Source organism: Curtobacterium sp. VKM Ac-2884, assembly GCF_015350945.1.
Classification (GTDB): Bacteria; Actinomycetota; Actinomycetes; order Actinomycetales; family Microbacteriaceae; genus Curtobacterium.
The window spans coordinates 401005-427872 of sequence record NZ_JADKSA010000003.1; the positions used below are offsets into that span (position 1 = coordinate 401005).

Annotated in this window: 25 protein-coding genes; 4 read left to right on the forward strand and 21 right to left on the reverse strand. The window is 71.9% G+C overall.

What is annotated here, in order from left to right; genetic code table 11:
• Nucleotides 1-61 precede the first annotated feature (61 nt).
• Together ITJ60_RS10235 and ITJ60_RS10240 are read right to left on the reverse strand one after the other, a co-directional pair.
• Nucleotides 62-1642: an RsmB/NOP family class I SAM-dependent RNA methyltransferase gene (locus tag ITJ60_RS10235; RefSeq protein WP_228510017.1), complete on the reverse strand. Its 1581-nt coding sequence runs from the start codon at nt 1640-1642 to the stop codon at nt 62-64.
• On the reverse strand, nt 1639-2574 hold the full coding sequence (locus ITJ60_RS10240; RefSeq protein WP_194647837.1) for a methionyl-tRNA formyltransferase: 936 nt from the start codon (nt 2572-2574) through the stop codon (nt 1639-1641). Before ITJ60_RS10240 ends, ITJ60_RS10235 begins: the two co-directional genes overlap by 4 nt.
• Before the next feature lie 96 nt (nt 2575-2670).
• Between ITJ60_RS10240 and ITJ60_RS10245 the strand changes: the two genes are divergently transcribed.
• Nucleotides 2671-3126 (forward strand): DUF4383 domain-containing protein, encoded by a 456-nt coding sequence (locus tag ITJ60_RS10245; protein WP_194647838.1) that lies wholly within the window; start codon nt 2671-2673, stop codon nt 3124-3126.
• A gap of 81 nt (nt 3127-3207) precedes the next feature.
• Here ITJ60_RS10245 and ITJ60_RS10250 read toward each other — a convergent pair whose 3' ends face one another.
• From ITJ60_RS10250 to ITJ60_RS10315, 14 genes are all read right to left on the reverse strand, one after another.
• Nucleotides 3208-5214, reverse strand: coding sequence for a primosomal protein N' (locus ITJ60_RS10250; protein WP_123339708.1), 2007 nt, complete (start codon nt 5212-5214; stop codon nt 3208-3210).
• Nucleotides 5215-5222: 8 nt separating this feature from the next.
• Nucleotides 5223-6434 (reverse strand): methionine adenosyltransferase, encoded by a 1212-nt coding sequence (metK, locus tag ITJ60_RS10255; protein WP_111083919.1) that lies wholly within the window; start codon nt 6432-6434, stop codon nt 5223-5225.
• 5 nt (nt 6435-6439) lie between these two features.
• Complete coding sequence (rpoZ, locus tag ITJ60_RS10260; protein WP_114849971.1) at nt 6440-6703, reverse strand: DNA-directed RNA polymerase subunit omega; 264 nt, start codon at nt 6701-6703, stop codon at nt 6440-6442.
• Nucleotides 6704-6730: 27 nt separating this feature from the next.
• The gene (gene gmk, locus ITJ60_RS10265) at nt 6731-7684 is read right to left on the reverse strand and encodes a guanylate kinase (RefSeq protein WP_228510018.1); all 954 of its coding nucleotides are present in this window, start codon (nt 7682-7684) and stop codon (nt 6731-6733) included.
• Nucleotides 7681-8565 carry an orotidine-5'-phosphate decarboxylase gene (pyrF, locus tag ITJ60_RS10270; protein ID WP_323749148.1) on the reverse strand — a complete coding sequence of 295 codons (885 nt, stop codon included), beginning with the start codon at nt 8563-8565 and terminating at the stop codon, nt 7681-7683. The genes gmk and pyrF overlap by 4 nt, the downstream gene beginning before the upstream one ends.
• On the reverse strand, nt 8562-11855 hold the full coding sequence (gene carB / locus ITJ60_RS10275; RefSeq protein WP_194647839.1) for a carbamoyl-phosphate synthase large subunit: 3294 nt from the start codon (nt 11853-11855) through the stop codon (nt 8562-8564). Before carB ends, pyrF begins: the two co-directional genes overlap by 4 nt.
• On the reverse strand, nt 11855-13054 hold the full coding sequence (gene carA, locus ITJ60_RS10280; protein ID WP_194647840.1) for a glutamine-hydrolyzing carbamoyl-phosphate synthase small subunit: 1200 nt from the start codon (nt 13052-13054) through the stop codon (nt 11855-11857). The genes carB and carA overlap by 1 nt, the downstream gene beginning before the upstream one ends.
• Nucleotides 13051-13614 carry a hypothetical protein gene (locus tag ITJ60_RS10285; protein WP_194647841.1) on the reverse strand — a complete coding sequence of 188 codons (564 nt, stop codon included), beginning with the start codon at nt 13612-13614 and terminating at the stop codon, nt 13051-13053. Before ITJ60_RS10285 ends, carA begins: the two co-directional genes overlap by 4 nt.
• Complete coding sequence (locus ITJ60_RS10290) at nt 13611-14969, reverse strand: dihydroorotase (protein ID WP_194647842.1); 1359 nt, start codon at nt 14967-14969, stop codon at nt 13611-13613. The genes ITJ60_RS10285 and ITJ60_RS10290 overlap by 4 nt, the downstream gene beginning before the upstream one ends.
• Nucleotides 14966-15925, reverse strand: a complete 960-nt coding sequence (locus tag ITJ60_RS10295; protein WP_194647843.1) for an aspartate carbamoyltransferase catalytic subunit — start codon at nt 15923-15925, stop codon at nt 14966-14968. Before ITJ60_RS10295 ends, ITJ60_RS10290 begins: the two co-directional genes overlap by 4 nt.
• Nucleotides 15925-16524: a bifunctional pyr operon transcriptional regulator/uracil phosphoribosyltransferase PyrR gene (gene pyrR, locus ITJ60_RS10300; protein WP_111083911.1), complete on the reverse strand. Its 600-nt coding sequence runs from the start codon at nt 16522-16524 to the stop codon at nt 15925-15927. The genes ITJ60_RS10295 and pyrR overlap by 1 nt, the downstream gene beginning before the upstream one ends.
• Before the next feature lie 24 nt (nt 16525-16548).
• On the reverse strand, nt 16549-17001 hold the full coding sequence (gene nusB / locus ITJ60_RS10305; protein WP_123339715.1) for a transcription antitermination factor NusB: 453 nt from the start codon (nt 16999-17001) through the stop codon (nt 16549-16551).
• 10 nt (nt 17002-17011) lie between these two features.
• On the reverse strand, nt 17012-17575 hold the full coding sequence (gene efp / locus ITJ60_RS10310; RefSeq protein WP_111083909.1) for an elongation factor P: 564 nt from the start codon (nt 17573-17575) through the stop codon (nt 17012-17014).
• Nucleotides 17576-17666: 91 nt separating this feature from the next.
• Nucleotides 17667-19358 carry an ABC1 kinase family protein gene (locus tag ITJ60_RS10315; protein ID WP_194647844.1) on the reverse strand — a complete coding sequence of 564 codons (1692 nt, stop codon included), beginning with the start codon at nt 19356-19358 and terminating at the stop codon, nt 17667-17669.
• A 135-nt stretch (nt 19359-19493) separates the two neighbouring features.
• On the opposite strand from ITJ60_RS10315, the gene ITJ60_RS10320 reads away from it, so the two are divergent.
• Nucleotides 19494-19784, forward strand: coding sequence for a hypothetical protein (locus ITJ60_RS10320; RefSeq protein WP_194647845.1), 291 nt, complete (start codon nt 19494-19496; stop codon nt 19782-19784).
• Complete coding sequence (locus ITJ60_RS10325; protein WP_194647846.1) at nt 19784-19978, forward strand: hypothetical protein; 195 nt, start codon at nt 19784-19786, stop codon at nt 19976-19978. Before ITJ60_RS10320 ends, ITJ60_RS10325 begins: the two co-directional genes overlap by 1 nt.
• 7 nt (nt 19979-19985) lie before the next feature.
• Here the strand turns inward: ITJ60_RS10325 and ITJ60_RS10330 are convergent, their stop codons facing one another.
• Complete coding sequence (locus ITJ60_RS10330; RefSeq protein ID WP_123937792.1) at nt 19986-20600, reverse strand: deaminase; 615 nt, start codon at nt 20598-20600, stop codon at nt 19986-19988.
• A gap of 400 nt (nt 20601-21000) precedes the next feature.
• Here ITJ60_RS10330 and ITJ60_RS10335 point away from each other — a divergent pair, with 400 nt between their 5' ends.
• Entirely contained in the window at nt 21001-22314 is a 1314-nt protein-coding gene (locus ITJ60_RS10335) for an LLM class flavin-dependent oxidoreductase (RefSeq protein WP_194647847.1), read from the forward strand.
• On the opposite strand, the gene aroB is transcribed toward ITJ60_RS10335, so the two are convergent.
• The 4 genes from aroB to mltG are packed head-to-tail and all read right to left on the reverse strand — an operon-like array spanning nt 22311 to nt 26860.
• Nucleotides 22311-23408: a 3-dehydroquinate synthase gene (aroB, locus tag ITJ60_RS10340; protein ID WP_194647848.1), complete on the reverse strand. Its 1098-nt coding sequence runs from the start codon at nt 23406-23408 to the stop codon at nt 22311-22313. The two genes, ITJ60_RS10335 and aroB, sit on opposite strands and share 4 nt — an antisense overlap.
• Nucleotides 23405-24097, reverse strand: a complete 693-nt coding sequence (locus ITJ60_RS10345; RefSeq protein WP_323749149.1) for a shikimate kinase — start codon at nt 24095-24097, stop codon at nt 23405-23407. The genes aroB and ITJ60_RS10345 overlap by 4 nt, the downstream gene beginning before the upstream one ends.
• Nucleotides 24094-25314: a chorismate synthase gene (aroC, locus tag ITJ60_RS10350; protein ID WP_194647849.1), complete on the reverse strand. Its 1221-nt coding sequence runs from the start codon at nt 25312-25314 to the stop codon at nt 24094-24096. The genes ITJ60_RS10345 and aroC overlap by 4 nt, the downstream gene beginning before the upstream one ends.
• 43 nt (nt 25315-25357) lie before the next feature.
• Nucleotides 25358-26860, reverse strand: a complete 1503-nt coding sequence (gene mltG, locus ITJ60_RS10355; protein ID WP_228510019.1) for an endolytic transglycosylase MltG — start codon at nt 26858-26860, stop codon at nt 25358-25360.
• Nucleotides 26861-26868: the final 8 nt, after the last annotated feature.

Consider the following 26868-nt stretch of genomic DNA (forward strand, 5'->3'; position numbering starts at 1 on the left):
AAGACCGGCCCTGGACCTGCTGAGGCAGGCGGAACCGGTCGTGTCTCCCCAGACTATCGGATCAGCCCACGCGACGGAACAACGCGATGAACATCGCGTCCGTGCCGACCCGGTGCGGCCAGAGCTGCGCCGTGTTGCCGTCCGCGATCTCCGGGTCGCGTGCGGCGACCCCGCGCACGATCGTCGCGGTGTCGAGCTGCTCGAGGACTCCCCCGTGCCGCCCCATCAGCGCGTCGACCTGCCCGCGCGTCTCGGCCAGGTGCGGCGAGCACGTGACGTACGCGAGCGTCCCACCCGGTGCGAGCACCCGGACCGCGGCGTCGAGCAGCTCGGCCTGCAGGGCCGCGAGCTCCTGGACGTCCTCGGGGGTCTTCCGCCAGCGTGCTTCCGGACGCCGACGCAGGGCGCCGAGGCCGGTGCACGGTGCGTCGAGCAGGATGCGGTCGAAGGTCATCCCGGTGCCGTCGCGGCCGTAGCGCCGGGCGTCGCCCTCGACGACGCGGACGTGGTCGCCGAAGACCCCGAGGGCGTTCCGGACGAGCCCGGCGCGCGCCGGCACGAGTTCGTTCGCGACGAGGGTCGCGCCGCCCTGCTGCACCTCGGCGGCGAGCAACGCGGCCTTGCCGCCGGGGCCGGCGCACATGTCGAGCCAGCGCTCGCCCTCGCGCACCGCCGACGACCGGCTCAGCGCGAGGGCGGCGAGCTGCGAGCCCTCGTCCTGCACGCGCAGGCGCCCGGCGGCGACGCCCGGCACGCGCGCGGGGTCACCGGAGATGCCGCGGATCCCGACGGGCGAGACCGGCAGGGCGTCGGCGACCGGCACGGGGTCGGCGGTCCGGACGGGAGGCACGGTGCCGGCCGCGCCGTCGGCCTCCGGTTCGTCGTCGGCGGGCACCAGGGCCGCTGGCACGTCCGCCGCGCCCGTCGCGTCGGCGAACGCGGCATCGGCGTCGGCGTCTGCGTCTTCGTCCGGCACCGTGCGCGCGGTCGCGGTGGCGATGTCCTCGTCGGTGGCGAGCCCGGGCAGCGCCGCGAGCTGCACCCGGGGCGCGGCGTTGTCGGCGGCGAGCAGGGCGGCGAGCTCGTCGCGGGAGCGTTCGGCGGCGAGGGCGTCGCGCAGTGCCGAGACGACCCAGACCGGGTGCGACCACCGCGTGGCGAGCAGGGCGTCGCCACCACGGCCCTCGGTGATCTGCGCGTCCCACTCGTCGTCGGTGCGCGCGGCGATCTTGCGCATCACGGCGTTCACGAAGCCGGTGGCACGGCGGGCACCGACCTCGCGGGCGAGCTCGACCGTGGCGTCGACCGCGGCGTGCGTCGGGGTGCGCATGGCGAGCAGCTGGTGGGCCCCGAGCCGCATCACGTCGAGGACGTCGGCCTCGATGTTCTCCGGCCGACGACCCGACGCGAGCGCGATGATGACGTCGTAGCGACCGAGCATCCGGATCGAGCCGTAGGTGAGCTCGGTGGCGAACGCGGCGTCGCGCGCGGTGAGGCCGGCACGACGGATGCGTGTCGGCAGCAGCAGGTTCGCGTACGCGTCGTCGACCTGCACGGCACGGAGCACGTCGAACGCGACACGACGGGCGTTTGCGGGGCGGGGACCGCGGCGGGCGCCCCGGGTGTTCGTCGGCTGGCTCATGCGAGGACCTTCCCGTCCAGTTCGCCCAGGCCACGGGCCCAGGCTGCGGCGTCCATCGCCTTCTTGCCGGCCGGCTGCACCTCGAGCAGCACCAGCGGAGTGTCACCGGTCCCGACCAGCAGCCGACCGCCGTGGAGTGCCAGCGCACCGGGCGCGAGGTGCGGGGCGGGGTCCGCGGGGCCTCCTGTCAGGCGGTTGCTGCGGAGCAGCTTCACGCGGGTCTCGCCGAGGTGGGCGTACGCGCCGGGCTCGGGGGTGACCCCGCGCAGACGGGCGTGCACGACCGCCGCCGGAGCGTCGAAGTCGATGCGCCCGTCGTCGATGGTCAGCTTCGGTGCGAGCGTCGGCTCACCGGTCTGCTCGGTCGCGACGGCCGTGCCGGCGGCGATGGCGTCGACCACCCGGGCGACGGTCTCGGCACCCGACTCGGCCATGGCGGCGAGGACCTCGCCGGCGGTGGCCTCCGGGTCGATCTCGAACGGGTCCGCCGCGAACACCGGGCCGGCGTCGAGCGCCTCGACGAGCTGGAAGACCGACGCGGCGGTGCGGGTGTCCCCCGCCATCACGGCCCGCTGGACCGGAGCGGCGCCACGGTACGCCGGCAGGTCGGAGAAGTGCAGGTTCACCCAGCCGAGGCGCGGGGCATCGAGCGCCGGGCGGCGGAGCAGCGCCCCGTAGGCGACGATGACCCCGAGGTCCACGTCGAGCGCGGCGATGCGCGCGGTGACGTCGTCGTCCACGCGGCTCGCCTCGATGACGGGCAGTCCGAGCTCCGCGGCGACCTGCGCGACCGGTGTCGGCGTCAGCACCCGCTTCCGGCCCTGCGGTGTCGGCGGACGCGTGAGGACCGCAGCGATCTCGTGATCGGACGCCGCCAGGCGGCGGAGGGTGGGGACGGCCGCAGCGGGGCTGCCGGCGACGACGAGACGCATGGGTTCGATCCTCCCACGCGCGCGCTCGGTGGACTGACCCGAACCGGCGCCGCACCGGGTGGGTACGGTCTGCGGCACAGCACGAGAGGGGTTCCCATGTCCGACGTCACCACGTCCACCGACCGCTTCGCAGGGTCCAGCATCCAGAAGGTCGCGCTGCTCGTCGGCGTCGTGTTCCTGCTGGTCGGGATCGCCGGGTTCGTTCCCTGGCTGACGTCCGGCTCGCTCGCGGGCGCCGGCCACGGGTCGATGGCGATGCTGCTCGGGGTCTTCCAGGTGTCGGTGCTGCACAACGTCGTGCACCTGCTGTTCGGGGTCGTCGGGGTGCTCGCGGCGGGGTACGCCACCGGGTCGCGGATGTACCTGGTGCTCGGCGGGGTCGTCTACTTCGTGCTCTGGGTCTACGGGCTGTTCACCGCCGGGCACTCGTTCGGCGCGAACTTCGTGCCGCTGAACTGGGCCGACAACTGGCTGCACCTCGTGCTCGCGGTCGGGATGGTCGCGCTCGGCGTGGTGTTCCCGCGCGTCGGTGGACGGGCCGTGCGCGCCTGAGGCTGCTGCCGCGGACTCGGAACGACACCCTCGTCGTCGTACGACGCCGAGGGTGTCGTTCTGCGTCGGAGCTGAGCGGGGTCAGACCTCGGAGAAGGGTTCGGCGTCGTCGAGCCGGACCCGCAGCGTCGGTGCCGCTCGACGCCGGTTGCCACCCTTGAGCACCCGCCGGGTCGACGACCGCCGGATCACCTCAGCCTTGAGGGTCGCCGCGACCTCGGCACCGTGGGCGTACGGGAACCGCACGATCGCCCGGACCGTGCCCGGCAGGGCGTCGTCCTCGACGGGTACCGGGCCGAGCACCGGGCCCGCGGTCGCACCTTCGAGGGCCTCGACCGCAGCGGTCACGGCCTCGTCGGTGCCGGTCATCGTCGCGACGCGGACCGCCGGCGGGAAGTGCAGCTCGCGCCGGTCGGTGAGTTCGTCGTGCGCGGGACCGTCGAGCCGCCAGAGCGCCATCGCCGTCGCGAGCTTGCCGCCGATGCCGACCAGGTACGCCTCGGCTCCGGGAGCGCCCTTCGCGGCGGCGTTCGTCCAGAACCGGAGCACGTCCTCCTGCACGCGCAGCCCTTCGCGCGCGAGCATCTTCTCGCCGTCGAGCAGGAGCACGCACGCGTAACCGCCGGGCACGCTCGGCTCAGCACCGCGGGTCGCAACGACGACGGAGGGCCGCGCGGGCACCTCGTCGAGCGGGCGCGAGCCGTCGGCCACCACGATCCGGGTGCCGGGGAACGCCCGCCCGAGTTCGTCGGCGGTGCGTTGGGCGCCCTGTCCCACGGGCTTCACGGTGCCGTTGCCGCACGTCGGGCAACGGAACCCCACGGCGAGGGCACCGCAGAACCGGCACTGCGGCGTGGCACCGCGGTGCGGACTGCCGAGCGGACCGCCGCAGATCCGGCAGTGCGCCCGCTCACCGCACTCCGCGCAGACGAGCCCGGTGCCGAACCCGGGGCTCGCGACCTGCACGAGCACCGGGCCGTGCTGGCTGGCCTCGCGCGCGGCACGCCAGGCGGAGCTCGGGATGCGCGCCTGCGCGGCGTAGCCCTCGGCCGAGGTCTGCTGCACGGTGGGGATGACCTTCGGGGTCTTCACCCGGAACGGCGTGACGTCCTGGAGCCAGTGCAGTTCGACGAGCCGTTGCACGTCGGTGCTGCGGGCGTGCGAGAGGAACAGCAGTGCGGCGCCCGACTGCGCTGCCCGCACGAGGGCGACGTCACGCGTGTGCACGTACGGCGCGCGCTGCTCGATGAACGAGGCGTCGCCGTCGTCCCACATCGCGATGAGCCCGAGATCGGTCGCCGGTGCGTACACCGCCGTGCGGTTGCCGATCGCGACGACGGGGTGGGTCCGCGCCTGCAGCAGTGCCTTGGCCCGCTGCCCGTTCGTCTGCTTGGCGTCGAAGCGCACGACCCGTTCCGGCGGCAGCACCGCGAGCAGCGCGCGCTCGAGGTCGATCACGTCGCGGAAGTCGGGGACGGCGATGACGGCGGACTGCTCGCTCGCCAGCGTGTGGGCGGCGGCCTGGGCGAGGGTCGCCGCCCAGCCGGGCACCCAGATCGGATCGGAGTCGCCGTCGCCCTCGTCGCTGGTGGGCCCGGCCAGCGCCACGGGGTGGGGAACCGCGGCGACCGCAGCGCGATCGTGCTCGGCGATCACGCCTTCGAGCATGCCCGGGGTGTAGCCGGTCACCGGCGGTGCGGACACCGGGGGCGGCGACCACGAGGTGTCCCGCGCGAGCCAGGCCTTCTCGGCGCGGACCTGGCGGGTCGGCACGGCCAGGCGCAGGACGTCGGACGCCACACCGGCGGCGCGGTCGGCCACGGCGCGGGCGAGCTTCCAGATCTCCGGCGCCAGCACCGGGACGGGTGACACCAGGGTCTCGATCGCGCTGAGCTCACCCGGGTAGTCGCCCTCGTCGACGATCTCGACGACGTAGCCGTCGGACATCCGGGCCCCGGTGCGGAGGGGGACCTTCACGCGGACCCCCGGCACGCAGTCGTCCTCGAGCTCGGCCGGCACCCGGTAGTCGAACAGACGGTCCAACTGCGGGAGCGGCGAGTCGAGGACGACGCGCGCGACGGTGGTCACGCGGTGCCTCAGACGGCGGCGGTGACGAGCCCTGCGGCGGCGCGGAGTTCCTCGACGCGGTCGAGCTGCTCCCAGGTGAACCCGGGGAGCTCGCGGCCGAAGTGTCCGTACGTCGCGGTCTGCGCGTAGATCGGACGGAGCAGGTCGAGGTCGCGGATGATCGCGGCCGGACGCAGGTCGAAGACCTGGCGGATCGCGGCTTCGATCGTGGCGTCGTCGACGTGTCCGGTGCCGAAGGTCTCGACGTAGAGCCCGACGGGCTTCGCGCGGCCGATCGCGTAGGCGACCTGCACCTCGAGCCGGTCGGCGAGGCCCGCGGCGACCGCGTTCTTCGCGACCCAGCGCAGCGCGTACGCCGCCGAGCGGTCGACCTTGGACGGGTCCTTGCCGCTGAACGCGCCGCCACCGTGACGGGAGGCCCCGCCGTAGGTGTCGACGATGACCTTGCGGCCGGTGAGTCCGGCGTCGCCCTGGGGGCCACCGATCTCGAAGCGGCCAGTCGGGTTGACGATGACGTCGACGTGCGAAGAGTCGAGGTCGACGAGGTCGAGCACCGGACGGATCACGTGCTCGGTGATCTCGGCGGTGAGCTGCTCCAGCGTGACGCTCGGCGAGTGCTGCGTCGACAGGACGACGGTCTCGACGGTCTTCGGCACGACGCCGTCGTAGCCGACGGTGACCTGCGTCTTGCCGTCCGGGCGCAGGAACGCCAGCTCGCCGGACTTGCGCACGGCGGCCAGACGCTCGGCCAGGCGGTGCGCCAGCCAGATCGCGACCGGCATGTACTCGGGGGTCTCGTTCGTCGCGAAACCGAACATGATGCCCTGGTCGCCCGCCCCCTGTCGGTCGAGCGGGTCGACCGCGCCGGTGCGGGAGTCGAGCGACTCGTCGACGCCCTGCGCGATGTCCGGCGACTGCGCACCGATCGACACCTCGACGCCGCACGTGGCGCCGTCGAAGGAGACGTCCGACGAGTTGTAGCCGATGCCCGTGATGACGTCACGGACGAGCTTCGGGATCTCGACGTAGCCCGAGGTCGTGACCTCGCCGGCGACGTGCACGAGCCCGGTCGTCACCATCGTCTCGACGGCGACCCGAGCGTGCGGGTCCACCGTGAGCAGTGCGTCGAGGATGCTGTCCGAGATCTGGTCGCAGATCTTGTCGGGGTGCCCCTCGGTCACCGACTCGGACGTGAAGAGGCGCAGAGCAGCTGCAGTCACCGGGATCAGTCGGAGGGCTGCTGCTGCTTGGTGACGGTGAGCTTGTCCTCGTTGATCTCGTGGAGAGCCACGGACAGCGGCTTGTCGTCGATCGTCGAGTCGACGAGCGGGCCGACGTTGTCGAAGAGCGAGCCCTCGTGCAGGTCGGCGTAGTAGTCGTTGATCTGGCGCGCGCGCTTGGAAGCGAAGATGACGAGCGCGTACTTCGACTCGACCTTGCTGAGCAGGTCGTCGATGGGCGGGTCGATGATGCCCTGGGGGTTGGCCATGGAGTCTCCTCGTCGTCGGTGCACCCGTCAGGGCGCAGAGAACAAGTCTACGACCTGTCGCGCCGCGGTGCCGACATCGGAGTTCACGATGCGGACGTCGAACTCGTCCTGGGCGGCGAGTTCGACCTTCGCGGTGTCGAGTCGACGCGCCTGTTCCTCGGGCGACTCGGTGCCGCGGCCGATGAGTCGACGCACCAGCTCTTCCCACGTCGGGGGCAGCAGGAACACGAGCACGGCCTCGGGCATGGCGTCACGGACCTGGCGAGCACCCTGCAGGTCGATCTCGAGCATGACCCGCTCTCCGGCGTCGAGCGCTCGGTCGATCGGCGGCCGCGGGGTGCCGTACCGGTACGAGTTGTGCACCGTGGCCCATTCGAGCAGTTCGCGCTCGCGGATCATCCGGTCGAACTCAGCGTCGTCGACGAAGTAGTAGTGCACGCCGTCGACCTCGCCGGGGCGGGGCTTCCGGGTGGTGGCGGACACGCTGAGGTTGACGTCCGGGTACTGCTCGCGGATGTACGCGCTCACCGTGCCCTTGCCGACCGCAGTCGGCCCGGCGAGGACGACGAGCTTCGAGGCACCGCGCTTGCGACCGCGGGCGGCGAGCCAGTCGGCCAGGGCCGTGCGCTGCCGGGTGCCGAGGCCCCCGAGGCGCTTCGACGGCGCGATGCGCAGCGTGCCCATGATCGACTCGGCACGTGCCGGACCGATGCCGGACAGGCTGACGAGCAGGTCGCGCACCCGGAGCGAGCGCTCCGCCGAGGTCGTGTCGACGAGGGCGTCATCCCATGCAGACCGTGCGACCTCGAGCGCCGAGCGCTCCCCCGACGCGATCGCGGACTTGACCGCGGCCCGGGCGCGTCGCGCGGCGACCGCTGCCTGGGCCGCCGCGACGCGGTCGACCTCCGGTGGCGTGCGGTGGGCCGGCAGGTCGGTGCCGTCGGTGCGGTCGCCGTCGGTGCGGTCGCCGTCGGCGGTCATGCTGCGGCCCCGAGGGCGGCGCGGGTCCGGTCGGCGCGGTCGGACACGAGTGCCGCGACGCCGTCCGGACCGTCGGTCAGCAGCCCGCGCGACTCGCTCACGAGCACCTGCTCGGCGCGCGCACCGTACAGCGCACGGAGGTCCTCGATCCGGGCGCCCTGGGCGCCGAAGCCCGGGGCGAGCACCGGCGCGGTGCCGATCGCGTCCGCGTCGATGCCGAAGTCGTCGAGGTGAAGGGTCGCGCCGAGCACGAGCCCGACGTCGCCGAGGGCCTGGTCGCCCGCGGCCCGGTTGTCGTCTGCCACGTCCAAGACGATACCGGCAGCCACGGACCGCCCGGCACGCGGGCCCTCCGCCAGGACCGCGGTCTGCAGCACCCGCGCCTCCGGGTTGCTCGTCGCAGCGAGCACGAAGACCCCGGCACCGTTCCGCCGGGCGACGTCGACCGTCCCGCTGAGCGAGCCGTAGCCCAGGTACGGCGACACCGTCATCGCGTCGGCCGCGAACGGCCCGTCACGGTCGAGCCACGCGAGCGCGTAGTCGTCACCGGTCGACCCGATGTCGCCCCGCTTCACGTCGGCGACGACCAGGAGGCCCGCATCACGTGCCCGACGGATCGTCGCGTCGAGCGCGCGGTAGCCCGCGACCCCCGCCGCCTCGAAGAAGGCGATCTGCGGCTTCACGATCGCCGCGCGGCCGGCGGCCGCGTCGACCAGGGCCGCACCGAAGGTGGTCAGGCCCTGCTCGTCGCGGCCGAGCCCCCACGCCGCCAGGGTGGTGGCGTGGGGGTCGATGCCGACGCAGAGCGGTGAACGCTCGCGCATCGCGGACGCGAGCCGATCGCCGAAGGAGGCCGGGCCTCCCGATCGTCCGTCGCTCACCAGGTGGCGCGCTCCCGCGCGTAGTCCTGCAGGCTCCGGACGTTGAGCGGCGTGCCGATCGTCTCGATCGCCGCGACCGCCGCACCGATCTGCGCGATCGTCGTGAACAGCGGCTTGTCCGCTGCGACCGTGGCCGCACGGATCTCGTACCCGTCCGCACGACCGGCGGCACCCGACGGCGTGTTGATGACGATGTCGACCTCGTTGCGCGTCAGCAGGTCGACGACGCTCTCGCCGCCCTGGCTGTACTTGCCGACGATGCCGACCTCGATGCCGTTGCGGCGGAGGATCTCCGCCGTGCCCTCGGTCGCGATGATCGTGAAGCCGAGCTGCTGCAGGCGGTGCACCGGCAGCACGATGGCGCGCTTGTCGGTGTCCGCGACGCTCACGAAGACCGTGCCGCTGGTCGGCAGGCCGCCGTACGCGGCGTCCTGCGACTTGAGGAACGCCCGCGGGAAGTCGCGGTCGATGCCCATGACCTCGCCGGTGGAGCGCATCTCGGGGCTGAGGACCGAGTCGACGACCTGGCCCTCGCGGGTGCGGAAGCGGCGGAAGGGCAGGACGGCCTCCTTCACGGCGACCGGGGCCTCCATCGGGACGAACGCCCCGTCGCGGGCCGGCAGCATGCCCTCGGCGACGAGCTCGTCGACGCTGGTGCCGGTCATGATGCGGGACGCGGCCTTGGCCAGCGGGATGCCGAGCGCCTTGGAGACGAACGGGACCGTGCGGCTGGCGCGCGGGTTCGCCTCGAGGACGTAGAGCACGCCGGCGCCGATGGCGAACTGGACGTTGAGCAGACCCTGCACGCCGATGCCGCGGGCGATCTTCTCGGTCGCGTCGACGACGCCCTGGATCTCGGCGCGGCCGAGGCCGACCGGGGGCAGGGTGCAGGCGGAGTCGCCGGAGTGGATGCCGGCCTCTTCCAGGTGCTCCATGATGCCGCCGATGTAGAGCCGTTCACCGTCGAAGAGGGCGTCGACGTCGATCTCCACCGCGTCGTCCAGGAACCGGTCGACGAGGAGCGGGAGCTCCGGGCCGATGATCGCCTGGTCGGCCATCCGGTCGAAGTAGTCGGCGAGCGACGGGGAGTCGTACAGGATCTCCATGCCGCGGCCGCCGAGCACGAAGGACGGGCGGACGAGCACCGGGTAGCCGATCTCCTCGGCCACGGCGGTCGCGCTCGCCAGGTCGTGGGCGGTGCCGTTGCGCGGCGCGAGCAGTCCAGCGGCGTCGAGGATGGCGGAGAACTGGCCGCGCTCCTCGGCGGAGTCGATCGCCGTCGGGCTCGTGCCGAGGATCGGGATCCCCGCCGCCTCGAGCGGCTTCGCCAGGCCCAGGGCGGTCTGCCCGCCGAGCTGCACGACGACGCCGACGAGCTCGCCCGACGCCGCCTCGGCCTCGATGACCTCGAGGACGTCCTCGGCCGTGAGCGGCTCGAAGTACAGGCGGTCTGAGGTGTCGTAGTCGGTGGAGACCGTCTCGGGGTTGCAGTTGATCATGATCGTCTCGAACCCGGCGTCGCTCAGCGCGAAGGACGCGTGCACGCAGGAGTAGTCGAACTCGACGCCCTGGCCGATGCGGTTCGGGCCGGAGCCGAGGATGACGACCTTCTTGCGGTCGCTCGCGACCACCTCGGTCTCGGCGTCGTACGACGAGTAGTGGTACGGCGTCAGGGCGGGGAACTCGCCGGCGCAGGTGTCGACGGTCTTGAACACGGGCCGGATGCCGAGGGCATGCCGGTCGTCGCGGACCTGCTGCTCGCTGACCGGGTGCTCCGGGGTGCTGCGCAGCGCCGCGATCTGGGTGTCGCTGAAGCCGTGTTCCTTGGCCCACCGGATGGTGTCCGCGTCGAGCTCGTCGGCGGCCGCGACCTCGGCTGCGACCTCGTTGATGAGCACGATCTGGTCGATGAACCAGGGGTCGATCTTCGTGGCGTCGAAGACCTCGTCGGCAGTGGCGCCGGCGACCAGGGCCTGCTGCACCGTGACGATCCGGCCGTCGGTCGGGACGGACGACTTCGCGAGCAGGGCGTCCTTGTCGAGCTCCGCCGCCGGGGTGTCCCAGTGGAAGCTCGAGCCGCGCTTCTCGAGCGAGCGCAGCGACTTCTGCAGCGCCGTCGCGTAGTTGCGGCCGATGGCCATCGCCTCGCCGACGCTCTTCATCGTCGTGGTGAGCGTGGCGTCCGCCGCGGGGAACTTCTCGAACGCGAAACGCGGGGTCTTCACGACGACGTAGTCGAGCGTCGGCTCGAAGCTGGCCGGGGTGACCTTCGTGATGTCGTTCTGGATCTCGTCCAGGCGGTACCCGATGGCGAGCTTCGCGGCGATCTTCGCGATCGGGAAGCCCGTGGCCTTCGACGCCAGGGCCGACGAACGGGAGACGCGCGGGTTCATCTCGATGACGATCAGGCGGCCGTTCGACGGGTCGACGGCGAACTGGATGTTGCAACCACCGGTGTCGACACCGACGCGGCGGATGATGTCGATGCCGATGTTGCGCATGTTCTGGTACTCGCGGTCCGTGAGCGTGAGCGCCGGTGCGACGGTGATCGAGTCGCCGGTGTGCACGCCGACCGGGTCGACGTTCTCGATCGAGCAGATGACGACGGTGTTGTCGTAGTTGTCGCGCATCAGCTCGAGCTCGTACTCCTTCCAGCCGAGGATCGATTCCTCGAGCAGGACCTCGGTCGTCGGGCTGGACTGCAGCCCGTCGCCGACGAAGCGGACGAGCTCGGCTTCGTCGTACGCGAAGCCCGAACCGAGACCACCCATGGTGAAGGACGGGCGGACGACGAGCGGGTAGCCGAGGTCCTTCGCGAACTCCTTCGCCTCTTCCAGCGTGTGGGCGATGTGGCTCCGGGCCACGTCGGCGCCGGACTCGAGCACGAGCTCCTTGAAGAGCTGGCGGTCCTCGCCGCGCTGGATGGCGTCCACCTTGGCGCCGATGAGCTCGACGCCGTGCTTCTCGAGGATGCCGGCCTCGTCGAGCGCGATCGCCGCGTTCAGGGCGGTCTGGCCGCCCAGCGTCGGCAGGACGGCGTCCGGCTTCTCGATGCGGATGATCTCCTCGAGGCACGCGTTCGTGATCGGCTCGATGTAGGTCGCGTCGGCGAAGTCGGGGTCGGTCATGATCGTCGCCGGGTTCGGGTTGACGAGGATGACCCGGACGCCCTCGGCACGGAGGACGCGGCACGCCTGGGTGCCCGAGTAGTCGAACTCGGCGGCCTGACCGATGACGATCGGGCCGGAACCGATGACGAGGACGGAGTTGATGTCTGCGCGCTTGGGCATCAGTTCGCTTCCTTGGTGATGTCTGCTGCGGGAGTGGTCGCGTCGGCGGTGGCCGCGTCGAGCGGCTCCCCGTCACGTCGCGCGCGCACCAGGTCCGCGAACCGGTCGAAGAGGTACATGCTGTCGTGCGGACCAGCGGCGGCCTCGGGGTGGTACTGCACGCTGAACGCGGGCACGTCGAGCGCCCGCAGGCCCTCGACCACGTCGTCGTTCAGCGAGTAGTGCGAGACCTCGACGCGGCCGAACCCGGCCGGCGACTCGAGGACCTGCCCCAGCGGGGCGTCGACCGCGAAGCCGTGGTTCTGGCTCGTGATCTCGACCTTGCCCGTGGTGGTGTCGAGCACCGGCTGGTTGATGCCGCGGTGCCCGAAGGGCAGCTTGTAGGTGCCGAAGCCGAGCGCGCGGCCGAGCAGCTGGTTGCCGAAGCAGATGCCGAAGAACGGGCGACCGGTCCGCAGGCTGCCCTGCAGCAGTTCGACCTGGGCGTCCGACGCCGCGGGGTCCCCGGGGCCGTTCGAGTAGAACAGGGCGTCCGGTGCGAGCTCCTCGAGCGCCGCAGCGGAGATGTCCTGCGGCACGACGTGCACCTCGAAGCCGCGCTGGGCGAGGTAGCGGGTGGTCGATGCCTTCACGCCCAGGTCGAGCACGGCCAGCCGGCCGATCTGCTCGCCCTCGGCCGGCACCACGTAGGTCTCCGGGGTGGACACGATCGCCGAGAAGCTCGCGCCCGCCATCGTGGCCTGCGACCGGACGGCGTCCAGCTGCTCCGACTCCGACAGCGTCGCGTCGGCACCGCTGAAGACGCCGCCCTTCATGGCGCCGGCGTCGCGGATCCGTCGCGTGAGGGCACGGGTGTCGACACCGGAGATCCCGACGATGCCGTCGCGCACCAGGTGGTCGTCGAGCGACGCGTTCGCGCGGTGGTTCGAGACCACGCGGCTGGGGTCGCGCACCACGTACCCGGCGACCCAGATGCGACGGGACTCGGGGTCCTCGTCGTTGACACCGGTGTTGCCGATGTGCGGCGCGGTCTGCACCACGATCTGGCCGGCGTAGGACGGATCGGTCAGCGTCTCCTGGTAGCCGGTCATGCCGGTCGCGAAGACCACCTCGCCGAGCGTGCGCCCGCGGGCGCCGTAGGCCCAGCCGTCGTACCGGGTGCCGTCTTCGAGGACCAGGACGGCCCGTTCGCGTGTCATGCTTTCTTCCCTTCGCCCGCGGTTCGCGGGGCATCGGCCGCAGTCGCCTGCGGCCCGGTCTCGGTCAGTCCCTGCAGGGCGAGCAGCGCGGCTGCGTCGTCCTCCGGGAACCGGAAGTACGTGTCGAGGTCCGTCGCACCTGCGGCGCCGGTCGCCGTCCATCGCAGACGGACCAGTCCCCCGGGCTCGACCACCCGGTCGATCGCCCACGTCGAGCGGTCGGCACCGCGGACCGCAGCACGTTCGACCCAGCGGTCGTCTGCGCCGGCGAGCCGCAGGACCACACCGGTCGCGTGGACGCGCACGCCCCCGCGGCCCCGGAACCCGAGCCCGCCGGCGGTGATGCGTTCCAGCGGCTGGTCGGCACGGGTCGTCGCGACGGAGAAACCGTCCCAGGACCCGACCATCGGTCCGATCGTGGTCGGGACGGGGACGGGAGGCACGGATTCCGCCTGCTTCCTGGTCCGCGTCCGCCAGGTGCGCGCCATGGCGACGAACAGCGCGGCCACCGCGAGCAGGATCACCCCGCCGAGCAACCAGCGTGCGGCGTCGCCGCTCATGCGCGCACCCCCGTCCGGAGTGCCGCGGCGTGCGCGGCGACGGTGTCGGCGTCGACGAGACGGCCGTCGAGCACCGTCGGCGCGCCCAGGTGGAACGTAGCGACGACCCGGCCGGGCAGCGTCATGCCGAGGTACGGCGAGTTCTGCGACTGCCCGGCGAGGTCGGCGACCGCGAACTCGCGGCTGGCCGTCGGGTCGTAGAGCGTGATCTCGGCGGGCGCGCCCTCGGCGATGCGCTGACCGTGGCCCTCGACCTGGCCGATGCGCGCGGGCGCCTCGGACAGGACCCGGGCGACGTCGGCCCAGTCGAGCTGCCCCGACGCGACGACGGCGGACTGCACGACGCTCAGCGCCGACTCGAGGCCGACCATGCCGTTCGCCGCCGCCGGCCACTCGCAGCACTTCGCCTCGGCGGTGTGCGGTGCGTGGTCGGTCGCGACGATGTCGATGGTGCCGTCGGCCAGGGCGGCGCGCAGGGCGTCGACGTCCTCCTGGGCCCGGAGCGGCGGGTTCACCTTGTAGCGGGCGTCGTACCCGGGGGCGCCGTCGTGCCCGGCGATGCGGTCCTCGGTGAGCACGAGGTGGTGCGGGGTGACCTCGGCGGTGACGTCGATGCCGCGGGACTTGGCCCAGCGGATCACCTCGACGCTGCCGGCGGTCGACACGTGACAGACGTGCAGCCGCGCGCCCACGTGGTCGGCGAGCAGGACGTCGCGGGCGATGATCGCCTCTTCCGCCACGGCCGGCCAGCCCGCCAGCCCGAGCTCCGACGACAGGCGGCCCTCGTTCATCTGCGCGCCGATGGTGAGTCGGGGTTCCTGCGCGTGCTGCGCGAGCACGCCGCCGAAGCCCTTGATGTACTCGAGTGCGCGGCGCATGAGGAGCGGGTCGGCCACGCACGAGCCGTCGTCCGAGAAGACCCGGACCTTCGCCCTGCTCGTCGCCATGGCGCCGATCTCGGACAGGTGCGTGCCCTGCAGCCCCTGCGACACCGCGCCGATCGGGCGGACCGTGACGTAGCCGGCGTCGTCGCCGAGTGCCTGCACCTGCTCGACCACCCCGGCGGTGTCGGCGACCGGGCTCGAGTTCGCCATCGCGTTGACGGCCGTGAAGCCTCCGGCCGCCGCGGCGCGGGAGCCGGTGAGGACCGTCTCGGATTCCTCGTGACCGGGCTCGCGCAGGTGGGTGTGCAGGTCGACGAGGCCCGGCAGGGCGATGAGCCCGTCGGCGTCCACGACCGTGGCGCCGCCCGCGTCCACACCGTTCCCGATCGCCGTGATGCGGCCGTCCTGCAGACGGATGTCGGCGCGCGAGCCGTCGACCAGCTGCGCGCCGCGGATCAGGTGAGCGGTCATGCTGCGGACTCCTTCGATTCGGTGCCGGTCAGGGCCAGGTAGAGGACCGCCATGCGGACCGAGACGCCGTTCTCAACCTGCTCGACCACGGTGGAACGGGGGTCGTCGGCCGCGACGCCGGCGATCTCCAGCCCGCGGTTCATCGGACCGGGGTGCATGATCAGCGTGCGCTCGGACAGTCGGGCGAACCGCGCAGCCGTCAGGCCCCAGTGCCGCGTGTACTCGCGCGGGTTCGGGAAGAACGCGTCGTCCATCCGCTCCTGCTGGATCCGGAGCGTCATGACGACATCCGGGTCCTCGGCCAGGGCGGCGTCGAGGTCGTGGTGCACCGCGGCCCCGAACGGGGTCGTGGTGGCGGGGAGGAGCGTCGGCGGTGCGGCGAAGGTCACGCTCGCGCCGAGGGTCCGGAGCAGCCACGCGTTCGACCGGGCGACGCGGCTGTGCAGCACGTCGCCGACGATCAGGACCCGGACGCCGTCGAGGCCCTGTCCACGCGACCCGGCACCGTGCAGGCGACGGCGCATGGTGAAGGCGTCGAGCAGCGCCTGCGTCGGGTGCTCGTGCGTGCCGTCGCCGGCGTTCACCACGGGGACGTCGATCCAGTCGGCGTCGGCCAGCACGCGCGGCGCACCGGACGAGCCGTGCCGCATGACGATGCCGTCGATGCCCATCGCGCCGAGGGTCTGCACGGTGTCCTTGAGGGACTCACCCTTGGAGACGCTCGAGCCCTTGGCCGCGAAGTTGATGACGTCGGCCGACAGGCGCTTCGCCGCGGCCTCGAACGAGATGCGCGTGCGTGTCGAGTCCTCGAAGAACAGGTTCACGACCGTCTTGCCGCGCAGCGCCGGGAGCTTCCGGACCTCGCGCGTGTTGACCTCGGCCATCTCCTCGGCGACGTCGAGGATGTGCACGGCCTGGTCGCGCGACAGGTCGGCGGTGGAGAGCAGGTGCCGCATCACGCCACCCCCTGCTCGATGAACACGGTGTCGTCGCCGTCGGTCTCGGACAGGTGCAGGGTGACCCGCTCGTCCGAGGCGGTCGGCAGGTTCTTGCCCACGTGGTCCGCGCGGATCGGCAGCTCGCGGTGGCCGCGGTCGACGAGCACGGCGAGCCGGACGGCGCGAGGCCGGCCGATCCCCTGCAGGGCGTCGAGCGCTGCCCGGACCGTGCGACCGGAGTACAGGACATCGTCGACGAGCACGACGACCTTGCCGTCGATGCCGCCGGCGGGGATCACCGTGCGGTGCGGGGCACGACCGATGCCGTGCCCGAGGTCGTCCCGGTGCATGGTCACGTCGAGCGTGCCGACCCGTTCGGACCCGATGCCCGCCCGCGCGGACTGCCACTCGGGCTCGATGTCCGCCAGGACGCGGCCCAGCCGTTCGGCGAGCACGGCGCCCCGGGTCGGGATGCCCAGGAGGACGAGGTCCGAGCCGCCGTGGTTGGCCTCGAGGATCTCGTGTGCGATGCGCGTCAGAGCGCGCGTGATGTCGGGTTGCTGCAGGACCGTTCTGGTACCCACGTCGACCCCCTTCCCCGCCTCACTGGACGGCATTAAAGGATGCTGACGTGCACAAGCCTAGCGGGACTCCTGGTCCCCTGCGACCGTCCGACCGGACGGTGCACGACCGCCGGCGACGGCTCCGAGGACACCGTTCACGAAGCCCGCGGAGTCCTCGGTCGAGAGCGACTGGGCGAGCTCGACGGCCTCGGCGATCGCGACGGCGTCGGGCACCTCCGGGTTGAACCGGAGCTCCCAGACGGCCATCCGCAGGATGCAGCGATCGAGGACCGGCATCCGGGCGATCGACCACCCCTGGGCGTGGTCGATGATGACGGAGTCGATCTCGTGACGGGCCTCGTCGACGCCCGTCACGATCTGCCGCGCGTAGTCCCAGCTCGAGGCGCGCTCGGGCTGGTCCAGGTGACGGACGGTCTCGGTGGCCAGGACGTCCGCGATCGGGAGCTCACGCACCTCGGCCACGTACAGCATGTCGAGGGCGCGCTTACGAGCCTTCGAACGAGCACTCATACAGCGTCGCCTAGGAGTTGACGCGGCCGAGGAAGCTGCCGTCGCGCGTGTCGATCTTCACCGTGGTGCCGCTCTCGAGGTACAGCGGGACCTGGATGCGGTGGCCGGTCGCGATGATGGTCGCGTCCTTGGTGCCACCGGAGGAGCGGTCGCCCTGCAGACCCGGCTCGGTCTCGACCTCGGTCACGATCGACGTCGGGAGCTCGACGTAGAGCGGGTTGCCCTCGTTCATCGCGATGGTGACCATCGCGGACTCGAGCAGGTAGTTCTTCGCGTCGCCGACGACCGTCGCCGAGACCGGGATCTGGTCGTAGGTGTCGGTGTCCATGAACACGTACGAGTCGCCGTCCTCGTAGAGGAACTGGTAGTCGCGGCGGTCGACCACGGCGGTGTCGATCTTCGCACCGGCGTTGAAGGTGCGGTCGACGACCTTGCCGGAGACGACGTTCTTCAGCTTGGTGCGGACGAACGCGCCACCCTTGCCGGGCTTGACGTGCTGGAACTCCACGACCGACCACAGCTGGCCGTCGATGATGAGAACGGCGCCGTTCTTGATGTCAGTGGTACTGGCCATGAGTCTTCGGTGTCCCGTTCGGTCGTGTTGTGAAAGGTCTTCGGGCCGCGCTGGGCCCCGGACGAGTGTAGCGGACGCCCGCCCGTCGCCATCAGCGCCGCCGCCGGGCGCGCCAGGAGTCGATCGCCGCCCAGCCGAGCAGCACCACGGCCGCTCCCCCGAGGAGGGCCCCGGCCACCGCGGTCGAGATCGCCGCGTCCGGTCGGGCGGGCAGCGCCAGGTAGACGATCGCCAGGATGCCGGCACCGGCGCCGAGCAGCACGAGCAGGATGCGCCGGATCATGCCGGACACGAGTTCGCGGTCGCGTCGGTCCGCGAAGAGCCGGATGTTGACGGTGAACTTGCCCGTCTCGATCGCCTCGCCGATCCGGTCGACCCGGCGCGGCAGCCGTCGGGCCGCGGAGACGACGCCGATCAGCTCCTTCGCCGCCAGGTCCCGCAGCTTGCCGGGGCGGAGTTGGTCGGTGATCTGCTCACGGGCGAGCCCGCGGGACTCCTCGAGCAGGTCGAACGAGGGCGCGAGCGTCCGGAGCGTGCCCTCGAAGATCGCCAGCGCCCGCGCGGCCGCGACGAAGTCCGGCGGCGCCTTGAGCCGGTACCGCCCGAACACCTCGACGGCGTCGTCGACCGTCTCGACGCCGATGCGCGCGCCCGGTCCGAGCTCGTCCGCGACGAAGCGCGCGATGTCCCGACGGAAGTCGGGCTCGTCGTGCGCGTCGCGCACCGGGGCCATCCGCAGGACCGCATCGGCGATCCGCGAGGTGTCGTCCTGCAGGTAGGCGACCAGCAGGTCCTGGACCGTGTCCCGGAGGGTCGGGTCGAGCCTCCCGACCGATCCGAAGTCGATCAACGCGGGCCGCCCGTCGGGCAGCACCAGGACGTTCCCGGGGTGCAGGTCTGCGTGGTACAGACCGTCGAAGACGACCTGGCGCAGGAACGCGCGGAGGATCGCGCGCATCGGGCCGTCGAGGTCGCGGTCCGCACGCTCGGCGCGGATCGCGCTGAGCGTGTCGCCCTCCAGGAACTCCATCACGAGCACGCGGCGCCCGGACAGGTCCGGGTACGGGTCCGGGAACCGGACCTCGTCCGGACGGGCACTGCGGGCCTGTGCGGCACGCAGGGCGGTGAGGTTCCGCAGCTCCGAGACGAAGTCGACCTGGCGGACCAGGTCGTCGGCGTACTGCGCGGCCACGTCCTGCACGCCGACCTGCCGGGCCTCGGTCGACCAGCGCGCCATGAAGCGGACGACGCGGAGCGCGATGTCGACGTCACGGCGGACGGCGGCGTCGATTCCGGGACGCTGCACCTTGACCGCGACCGCGGTGCCGTCGGGCAGGCGGGCGCGGTGGACCTGGGCGATCGAGGCCGCGGCGACGGGCACCGGGTCGAAGGAGGCGAAGACCTGGTCGACCGGTGCGCCGAGTTCCTGTTCGAGCAGGGCGAGCACCTGGTCGGCGGGGGCAGCGGTGACGTTGCGCTGCAGGTGGGCGAGTCCCTCGGTCCACTCCTCCGGCAGCAGGTCGTCACGCGTGGAGAGCAGCTGGCCCATCTTCACGAACCCGCCGCCGGCCTCTTCCAGCGCACGACGCAGGTGCTCGGCCTGGCTGCGGCGCAGGTCGGAGGTGGCCGGGTCGTGCGAGAAGTCGAGGCGACGGAACGGGACGAGGCGGTGGCGTCTCGCGATCGACAGCAGTTCGGTGAACCGGCGGCCACGGGACCGGAGGGTGCCGGCGTCGGCCTCCTGCGATCCGGACAGGTCGCTCAGTCGGGGTGGGTTGGGCACGTCGTCAGTCTGCTCCCCGCTGCTGGGTCCGCAGGGTGCGCCGGTTGTCGTGCACCGGCCGGGAGGCGCGGTCCGGCATCCACAGGTCGGCTCGCGTGTCGCGTCGGGTCGCGCCCACTGCCGCAGGCTTGCCCCATGGAGACAGCACTGGTCGCGGCGTGCATCGCCGCCGGCGCGGCGATCGTGGCGGCGGTAGTCAGCTGGTTCGGGGCGTTCCAGAGCCGTCGCTCCGCTGACCGCGACCAGGCGTGGAAGCGGTTGACGTGGGCGATGCGCCCCAAGGAGACGTCGGCGGAACACGACATTTCGAGGACTGTGCTCGAGCGCATGATGACCGTACGGTGGGCGTCGAAAGCCGACAAGAACCTCGCTCTGCGGGCACTCCGTCGACATCCACCGTTGCCCCCTGACGAGAAGGAACCATGATGCACCTGTTCGCACCGCTCCCCGACCGGCCGTCGTTCAAGGTCGACGGAACGGACGACGACGACGCCGAGCTCGCGGCGTGGTTGGAAGGCGCGACGGTCGCTGAGATGGCTGAGGCCGAACGGACAGGCGTCACCACCGTGTCGATGCACGTCAAGTGGTGGTGGCGACGGACGCGGCGGGTGTTGCGCTGACGCCGGGTCAGGCACCGCTGCCGTTGTAGCGCGCGGTGGCGCCGGACTCGACCAGATCGCGGTAGCGCTCGAGCGCCGTCTCGGCACCGGTGCCGTGCTCCTGGTGCACGTCGATCCCCCGAGCAACGAGCTGCTCGCGCCAGTCCCCCGGCACCGGTCCCTCGTCGAAGCCGGTGATCCGCTCGACCGTGGCGCCGTCGGCGGCGAACTCCAGCGCGGAGACCCCCGACCACAGCAGGGCGCCGAGGCACATCACGCACGGTTGGGCGTTCACCACGAGCACACGCCGGTGGCCGACGTCACGGCCGAGGTTCCAGGCCCCCGTCCGAGCCTGTGCGAGTCCGAGGGTGACGACCTCGGCGTGCATCGACGACAGGTTGGTGTGCAGCACGAGGTTCACCCCGAGGGCGACGACCGCGCCCGTGTCCTCGTCGACGACGGCCGCCGCGAACGGACCGCCGGTACCCTCCTCGACGTTCCGTTCGGCGAGGGCGTTCACGAGCGCGAACCGCTCCGCACGGGTGCCGAGGTGTTCCGGAGCAGCGGCCTGCGCGTCGCGGAGCCAGTCGGGGACGCCGACACGGAGCTCGGTCGGGAACGGGGCGAGGGCTGCTGCAGACATGCGGCGACGCTAACGGCGCATCGTTTCGACGGTGTTTCCCGATCGAAACGATGCCGAAACACCGCGCCCGTAGCGTCGTCCACCACCGGCTCGAACCGGTGAGAGAACGCGACACGAGCACGGGCGACAGGGGGCGACGATGACGGCACACCACGCGACCGCCGCGTCCCGCTGCTGGCCCCGCGGCGCCATCGCGCACGGACACTGACGTCCGTCCGTCCGTCCGACCGACCGACCGTTCGTCTGACCGCCGCGCGCCGATCCGCCGGGCGGTCCACGTGCCCTGGAGCGCGCCGCCTCGCCGAGCCGCGCCGATCTGGGCACCCTGCTCCGTGCCTCCCGGCCGTCCGCCGGACGCACCCACCCACCTGCTGCACCGTCCCCTCCGAGAGGACCCCCCGTGACCACGATCCACCTCGCAGTGTTCCTGTTCCCCGGCTACCACCTCGGCGCCTGGCGCCTGCCGGACGCCGTCCCCGAGCTCGACCTCGGCATCGACCACTACGTCCGCGCCGCTGAACTCGCCGAGGCGGCGAAGCTCGACGCCCTGTTCTTCGAGGACCAGGCCGCAGTCCGGCGCAGCAACGACATCCTGGCCGGCGACACCTACGGTGCCGCGAACCCCCGCTCGATCCACTTCGACCCGACGATGCTCCTGCCCGCCCTGGCGATGCGGACCACGCACCTGGGTCTCGCGGCGACGTCGACCACGACCTTCAACGACCCCTACAACCTCGCTCGGCGGTTCTCGACCCTCGACCACATCAGCAAGGGCCGCGCGGGGTGGAACCTCGTGACGTCCTTCAACGAGGACGAAGCCCAGAACTTCGGACTCGACGCCCACGTGCAGCACGCGGCGCGGTACGAGCGGGCGAGCGAGTTCGTCGACGTCGTCACCGGGCTCTGGGACTCGTGGGACCCGGATGCGATCGTGCGCGACAAGGAATCCGGCACCTACTTCGACATCGAGAAGATGCGGTTCCTGCAGCACGACGGCGAGCACTTCCGCGTGCGAGGACCGCTGACGACGGGTCGGAGTCCGCAGGGCCGGCCCGTCGTGTTCCAGGCGGGTGCGTCGGAGCCGGGCCGCGCTCTCGCGGCGCGCACCGCCGACGTCGTCTTCACCCTGCAGTCCGACCCGGACGAGAGCCGTGCGTTCCGCGACGACATCCGAGCGCGCGCCGAACGGTTCGGCCGCGACCCCGACCACGTCAAGGTGCTCGTCGGCATGACCCCGATCGTCGGCGACACCGACCACGACGCACGCGACCTCGCCGACCGGATGATGGCGTTGATCCCGGACGACCTGGCACTGAGCAACCTGAAGCCCCTCGCCGGTGGCGTCGACTTCCGGCAGTTCGACCTCGACGCGCCCGTGCCGGATCTGCCCGAGTCGAACGCCGGCAAGTCACACCGTGCAGCGATCATGGCGGTGTCACGGCAACAGGGACTGTCCGTCATCGAGACCGCCCGGTACTTCGCCGAGGGCAGCTACCGGAAGATGATCGGGTCGCCGTCGACGATCGCCGACACCATGCAGGCGTGGTCCGAGGCCGGGGCGTGCGACGGGTTCCTGGCGGTGCCGACGCACTTCCCGGCCGGGGTCGAGGACTTCACCCAGAAGGTCGTGCCGGAGCTGCAGCGCCGCGGACTGCACCGCACCGAGTACACCGGACCGCACCTGCGCGACCACCTGGGCGTGCAGAAGTACTAGACGCCGACCTCTTGGTAGGCGGTGAACAGCAGGTGGTCCTCGGGGCCCTCGAGGATCACCGGCTTGCCGACACCGTCGAGGATGATGAACCGGAGCATGCCGGCACGGGCCTTCTTGTCGCGACGCATCGCGGCGAGGAGGCCCTGCCACCGGCCGATCCCGTACGACGTCGGAAGGTCCAGGGAGTCCAGGATCGCCCGGTGCCGGTCCACGGTCGCGTCGTTGAGGTGGCCCGTCAGGCGTGCGAGCTCGGCGGCGAACACCATGCCGACCGACACCGCAGCACCGTGCCGCCACTGGTACCGCTCCGCGTGCTCGATGGCGTGCCCGAGCGTGTGCCCGTAGTTCAGGATCTCGCGTCGTCCTTGCTCGGTGAAGTCGTCGGACACGACCTCGGCCTTCAGGGCGATGGCGAGTTCGACCACGCGGCGGAACTCCGGCGACGTCGGGTCGGTGACGCGGGCGACGTCGGCCTCGATGATGTCCAGGATCTCCGGCACGGCGATGAACCCGGCCTTCACGATCTCGGCGAAGCCGGTGAGGATCTCGTTGCGCGGCAGGGTGCGGACGAGGTCGAGGTCCGCGACCACCGCGCGGGGCGCGGAGAAGGAACCGACGAGGTTCTTGCCCTCGTTCGTGTTGATGCCGGTCTTCCCGCCCACGCTGGCGTCCACCATGCCGAGCACGCTCGTCGGCACCGACACGTACGGCACCCCGCGCAGCCACGTCGCCGCGACGAAGCCCGCCAGGTCGGTGACGGCACCGCCGCCGAGGCCGATGACGGCGTCGGTGCGGGTGAAGTCGGACTGGCCCATGATCTGCCAGCAGAACGACGCGACCTCGATGCGCTTGGCGGCCTCGGCGTCCGGCACCTCGGCGATGAGGGCTTCGAGGCCGGCGTCGACGAGCAGGTCACGCAGGTCGTTCGCCCGCGCACCGAGGGTCGGGGCGTGCACGATGAGGATCTTGGCGACGCGGGGGCCGAGGATCGCGGGAAGCGAGCCGAGCAGGCCCGAGCCGACCGCCACCACGTAGCCGTCGTCACCGCCGACGCGGATCTCGGTGGTGCCTGCGGGCAGGATCGGGTCGGTCACGGTGCTCCTTCGGTGGTGGTGCTGGTGTCGTCGCGTCGGCTGGCGCTGCTGTCGCCGCTGGCGCTGCTGGCGCTGCTGTCGCCGCTGGCACTGCTGTCGCTCCGCAGCCAGGTCACGACCTCGTCGACCACCCGGGACATCGGACGGCGCGAGGTGTCGACGACGACGTGCGCGAGCTCGGCGTAGGTCGCCGCACGCTCGTCCATGATCGTCTGCCAGGCGTCGATGCCGCCGTTCGCGAGCAGGGGCCGGTCCGAGCCGGCGATCCGCTCGGCGACGGCCTCGGGCGAGACGGTGAGCAGGACGATGCGGGCGCCGGACAGTGCCGCGCGGGTGGCGGCGTGCGTCACCGCTCCACCGCCGACGGCGATGACGCCCCCGGTACCGAGGGCGGTCCGGACGGCGTCGGCCTCGAGGGCACGGAAGGCTGGCTCACCGCGGTCGGAGAAGATGCCGGGGATGGGGCCGTGCTCGCGCACGATGACCCGGTCGGTGTCGGTGAACGGCACGCCCAGCGCCTTCGCGACGCGCTTGCCGACGCTGGACTTGCCGGCGCCCATCGGGCCGATCACCACGACGGGCGCAGCCGGACCTCGTGCGGCGCCACCGGACGAGGCGCCGCCGCCGGACGAGGCGCCGCCGCCGGACGGGACGCCACCGGGCGCGGCGCCGCCGCCGTTCGTGCTCACGACGCGTCGGCCGGTGCCGCCGGCTCCGTCCGACGGGTGCGGAGCGTCTCCGGGATCGACGCGAGGTAGGCGTCGAGGTTGCGCTTGGTCTCGACGACGTTGTCGCCGCCGAACTTCTCGAGCACGGCGTCGGCGAGCACGAGCGCCACCATCGCCTCGGCCACGACCCCGGCGGCCGGGACCGCGCAGACGTCGGACCGCTGGTGGTGCGCCGAGGCGTCCTCGCCCGAGACGACGTCGACGGTGTGCAGCGCGTGCGGCACGGTCGCGATCGGCTTCATGCCGGCACGGACGCGCAGGACGGTGCCCGTGGACATGCCGCCCTCGGTGCCGCCGGCGCGGTCGCTCGTCCGGTAGATCTCGCCGTCCTCGCGGTAGAGCTCGTCGTGGGCCGCGGAGCCGCGACGGCCAGCGGTCGCGAAGCCGTCGCCGACCTCGACGCCCTTGATCGCCTGGATGCCCATGATCGCCGCGGCCAGACGGGCGTCGAGCCGACGGTCCCACTGCACGTGCGAACCGAGACCCGGCGGGACACCGTAGAACAGCACCTCGACGACGCCGCCCAGGGTGTCACCGTCCTTCTTCGCGGCCTCGACCTCGGTCACCATACGCGCCGAGGTGTCGGCGTCGAAGCAGCGCAACTGGTCGTCGTCGAGACGGTCGACGTCGTCGGGCAGCGGGAGATCGGTGCCGTCCGGCACGCGGACCGAGCCGACCTGCAGGGTGTGCGCGACCGACCGCATGCCGAGTTCGGCGAGGAAGGACTTCGCGACGGCCCCGAGCGCGACGCGGGCCGCGGTCTCACGGGCACTCGCGCGCTCAAGGATCGGGCGAGCCTCGTCGAAGCCGTACTTCTGCATGCCGACCAGGTCGGCGTGGCCCGGACGGGGGCGGGTCAGCGGGGCGCTGCGGCCACGCGACATCTCGGTGGACTCGACCGGCTCGGGGTTCATGACCTCGACCCACTTCGGCCACTCGGTGTTGCCGATCCGGATCGCGATCGGGCTGCCGAGCGAGAACCCGTGCCGGACACCGCCGGACACGTGCAGCTCGTCCTGTTCGAACTTCATGCGCGAGCCACGGCCGTAGCCGAGCTTGCGGCGCGCGAGATCGGTACGGATGGACTCGAACGACACCGGGACACCCGCGGGCAGGCCCTCGAGCATCGCGATCAGTTCGGGTCCGTGGGACTCACCAGCAGTCAACCAACGAAGCATGGAGCAATCCTCCCACAGCGCACCGCCGTGCGACGTCGCCGCCCTACTGGTAGTCGGGGTGCGCCCGGAGCCACGCCTGGAACTGCTTCACCGCGACGAGGTGCTCGTCGTAGGTGTTCGAGAACACCGTCTCGCCGGTCTCCAGGTTCACCGTCACGAAGTACAGCCAGTTGCCCGGGGCCTCGTTCGTCACGGCCTTGATCGCGATGTCCCCGGGGTTCGAGATCGGTGCCGGCGGCAGCCCCTCGTGCACGTACGTGTTGTACGCGTTCGACTCGTCGGCACGCTCGGCGTCGGTCGTCGTCACGGTGTGGGTGTTGCCCGTGCCGTAGGCCACGGTGGCGTCGGACTGCAGGCGCATGCCCTGGTCGAGCCGGTTCTGGAACACCCGCGCGACCTTCGGGTAGTCGGCGGCGAGGCCTGCTTCCTTCTGCACGAGCGACGCGAACACGATGACGTGCTCCTGATCGGCCTCGGCGACACCCGCTGCGGACAGGCGCTCCTTCATCGTGTCGACCATCGACTTGAAGTACTGCTCCGCCGTCCACCCCGGATTGATCGGGTACGTCGCGGGGAACAGCCAGCCCTCGAGCGTGGTGACGCCGGACGGCAGGTCGTAGGCGGACAGGTCCTTCGCTGCCGCGTCCACCTCGGCCTTGGTCAGTCCGGCCTTCGAGACCATGCCGGCCTCGATGTCGGCCAACGCGGTGCCCTCGGGGATCACGATCGAGGCCTGGACGCGGTTCTTCTCGTCCTGCAGCGCGGCCAGCGCCGACTTCGAGCTCATCTGCTTCTTCAGCGAGTACGAACCCGGCTGGAACTGCACGTCGGGTGACGCCAGCAGCAGCTTGTAGAAGACCTTCGAGTCCTTCACGACGCCGCTGCGCTGCAGCGTCGCAGCGACGTTCTCGCCGATGTCGCCCTGCTTGATGGTGATGGTCACCTTGGCCTTGCCGGTGCCCGTGTAGTCGTCCGGCTCCTGCGAGCCGCTGACCGCGGCGACGATCTGCTGGATCTTCGGGGCGGCGAACGCGTACGCGCTCACCCCGCCGGCGAGGACCACGGCGACGATCACGATGCCGGCGATGAGCGGCCCGCGACGGCGCTTCGGGCGCGGTTCGCGCGGCGGCCTGGAGGCTCCCCCGCGTCCGCCACGGCCACCACGTCCGCCGCCTCCCGCGGCTCCACCGCCACCGGTGCGTCCGGCGTCGTCGGTACCGTCGGGCGCGTCGGACCCGGCTCCGCCGGCGGCGGGCGCCGAGGGCACCTCGCCGGTCAGCAGCGCGGCGACCTCGGGATGGAGTTCCGGGGCCGCCTGCTGCGGTCGCACGGGCTCCGGCTCCGGCTGCTCGCGCGGAGCGGTCGAGTCGCGTTCCGCTTCGAGCGCCCGAGCCTCGCGACGGGACATCGGACGCTCCGGCCGCGGGGTCACCCGCGCGGAGTCGTCACGGTCATCGGTACCTGCTGCGCGGTCGGAAGTGGTCTTCCGCCGCTCGGCTTCGTTGCCGGGCGCGATGATCGCGTTCCAGTCCAGATCGTCTGCCAACGGTTCTC

Bases quoted from the DNA above. Each gene is read 5' to 3' on its own strand.
- ITJ60_RS10320 (WP_194647845.1), top strand. From the start codon at position 19,494: ATGGAGACAGCACTGGTCGCGGCGTGCATCGCCGCCGGCGCGGCGATC.
- ITJ60_RS10240 (WP_194647837.1), bottom strand. From the start codon at position 2,574: ATGCGTCTCGTCGTCGCCGGCAGCCCCGCTGCGGCCGTCCCCACCCTC.
- ITJ60_RS10285 (WP_194647841.1), bottom strand. From the start codon at position 13,614: ATGAGCGGCGACGCCGCACGCTGGTTGCTCGGCGGGGTGATCCTGCTC.
- ITJ60_RS10325 (WP_194647846.1), top strand. From the start codon at position 19,784: ATGCACCTGTTCGCACCGCTCCCCGACCGGCCGTCGTTCAAGGTCGAC.
- pyrR (WP_111083911.1), bottom strand. From the start codon at position 16,524: ATGCCGTCCAGTGAGGCGGGGAAGGGGGTCGACGTGGGTACCAGAACG.
- nusB (WP_123339715.1), bottom strand. From the start codon at position 17,001: ATGAGTGCTCGTTCGAAGGCTCGTAAGCGCGCCCTCGACATGCTGTAC.
- carB (WP_194647839.1), bottom strand. From the start codon at position 11,855: ATGCCCAAGCGCGCAGACATCAACTCCGTCCTCGTCATCGGTTCCGGC.
- ITJ60_RS10295 (WP_194647843.1), bottom strand. From the start codon at position 15,925: ATGCGGCACCTGCTCTCCACCGCCGACCTGTCGCGCGACCAGGCCGTG.
- ITJ60_RS10290 (WP_194647842.1), bottom strand. From the start codon at position 14,969: ATGACCGCTCACCTGATCCGCGGCGCGCAGCTGGTCGACGGCTCGCGC.
- gmk (WP_228510018.1), bottom strand. From the start codon at position 7,684: ATGACCGCCGACGGCGACCGCACCGACGGCGACCGCACCGACGGCACC.
- ITJ60_RS10330 (WP_123937792.1), bottom strand. From the start codon at position 20,600: ATGTCTGCAGCAGCCCTCGCCCCGTTCCCGACCGAGCTCCGTGTCGGC.
- rpoZ (WP_114849971.1), bottom strand. From the start codon at position 6,703: ATGGCCAACCCCCAGGGCATCATCGACCCGCCCATCGACGACCTGCTC.
- carA (WP_194647840.1), bottom strand. From the start codon at position 13,054: ATGACACGCGAACGGGCCGTCCTGGTCCTCGAAGACGGCACCCGGTAC.
- efp (WP_111083909.1), bottom strand. From the start codon at position 17,575: ATGGCCAGTACCACTGACATCAAGAACGGCGCCGTTCTCATCATCGAC.
- ITJ60_RS10245 (WP_194647838.1), top strand. From the start codon at position 2,671: ATGTCCGACGTCACCACGTCCACCGACCGCTTCGCAGGGTCCAGCATC.
- ITJ60_RS10235 (WP_228510017.1), bottom strand. From the start codon at position 1,642: ATGAGCCAGCCGACGAACACCCGGGGCGCCCGCCGCGGTCCCCGCCCC.
- aroC (WP_194647849.1), bottom strand. From the start codon at position 25,314: ATGCTTCGTTGGTTGACTGCTGGTGAGTCCCACGGACCCGAACTGATC.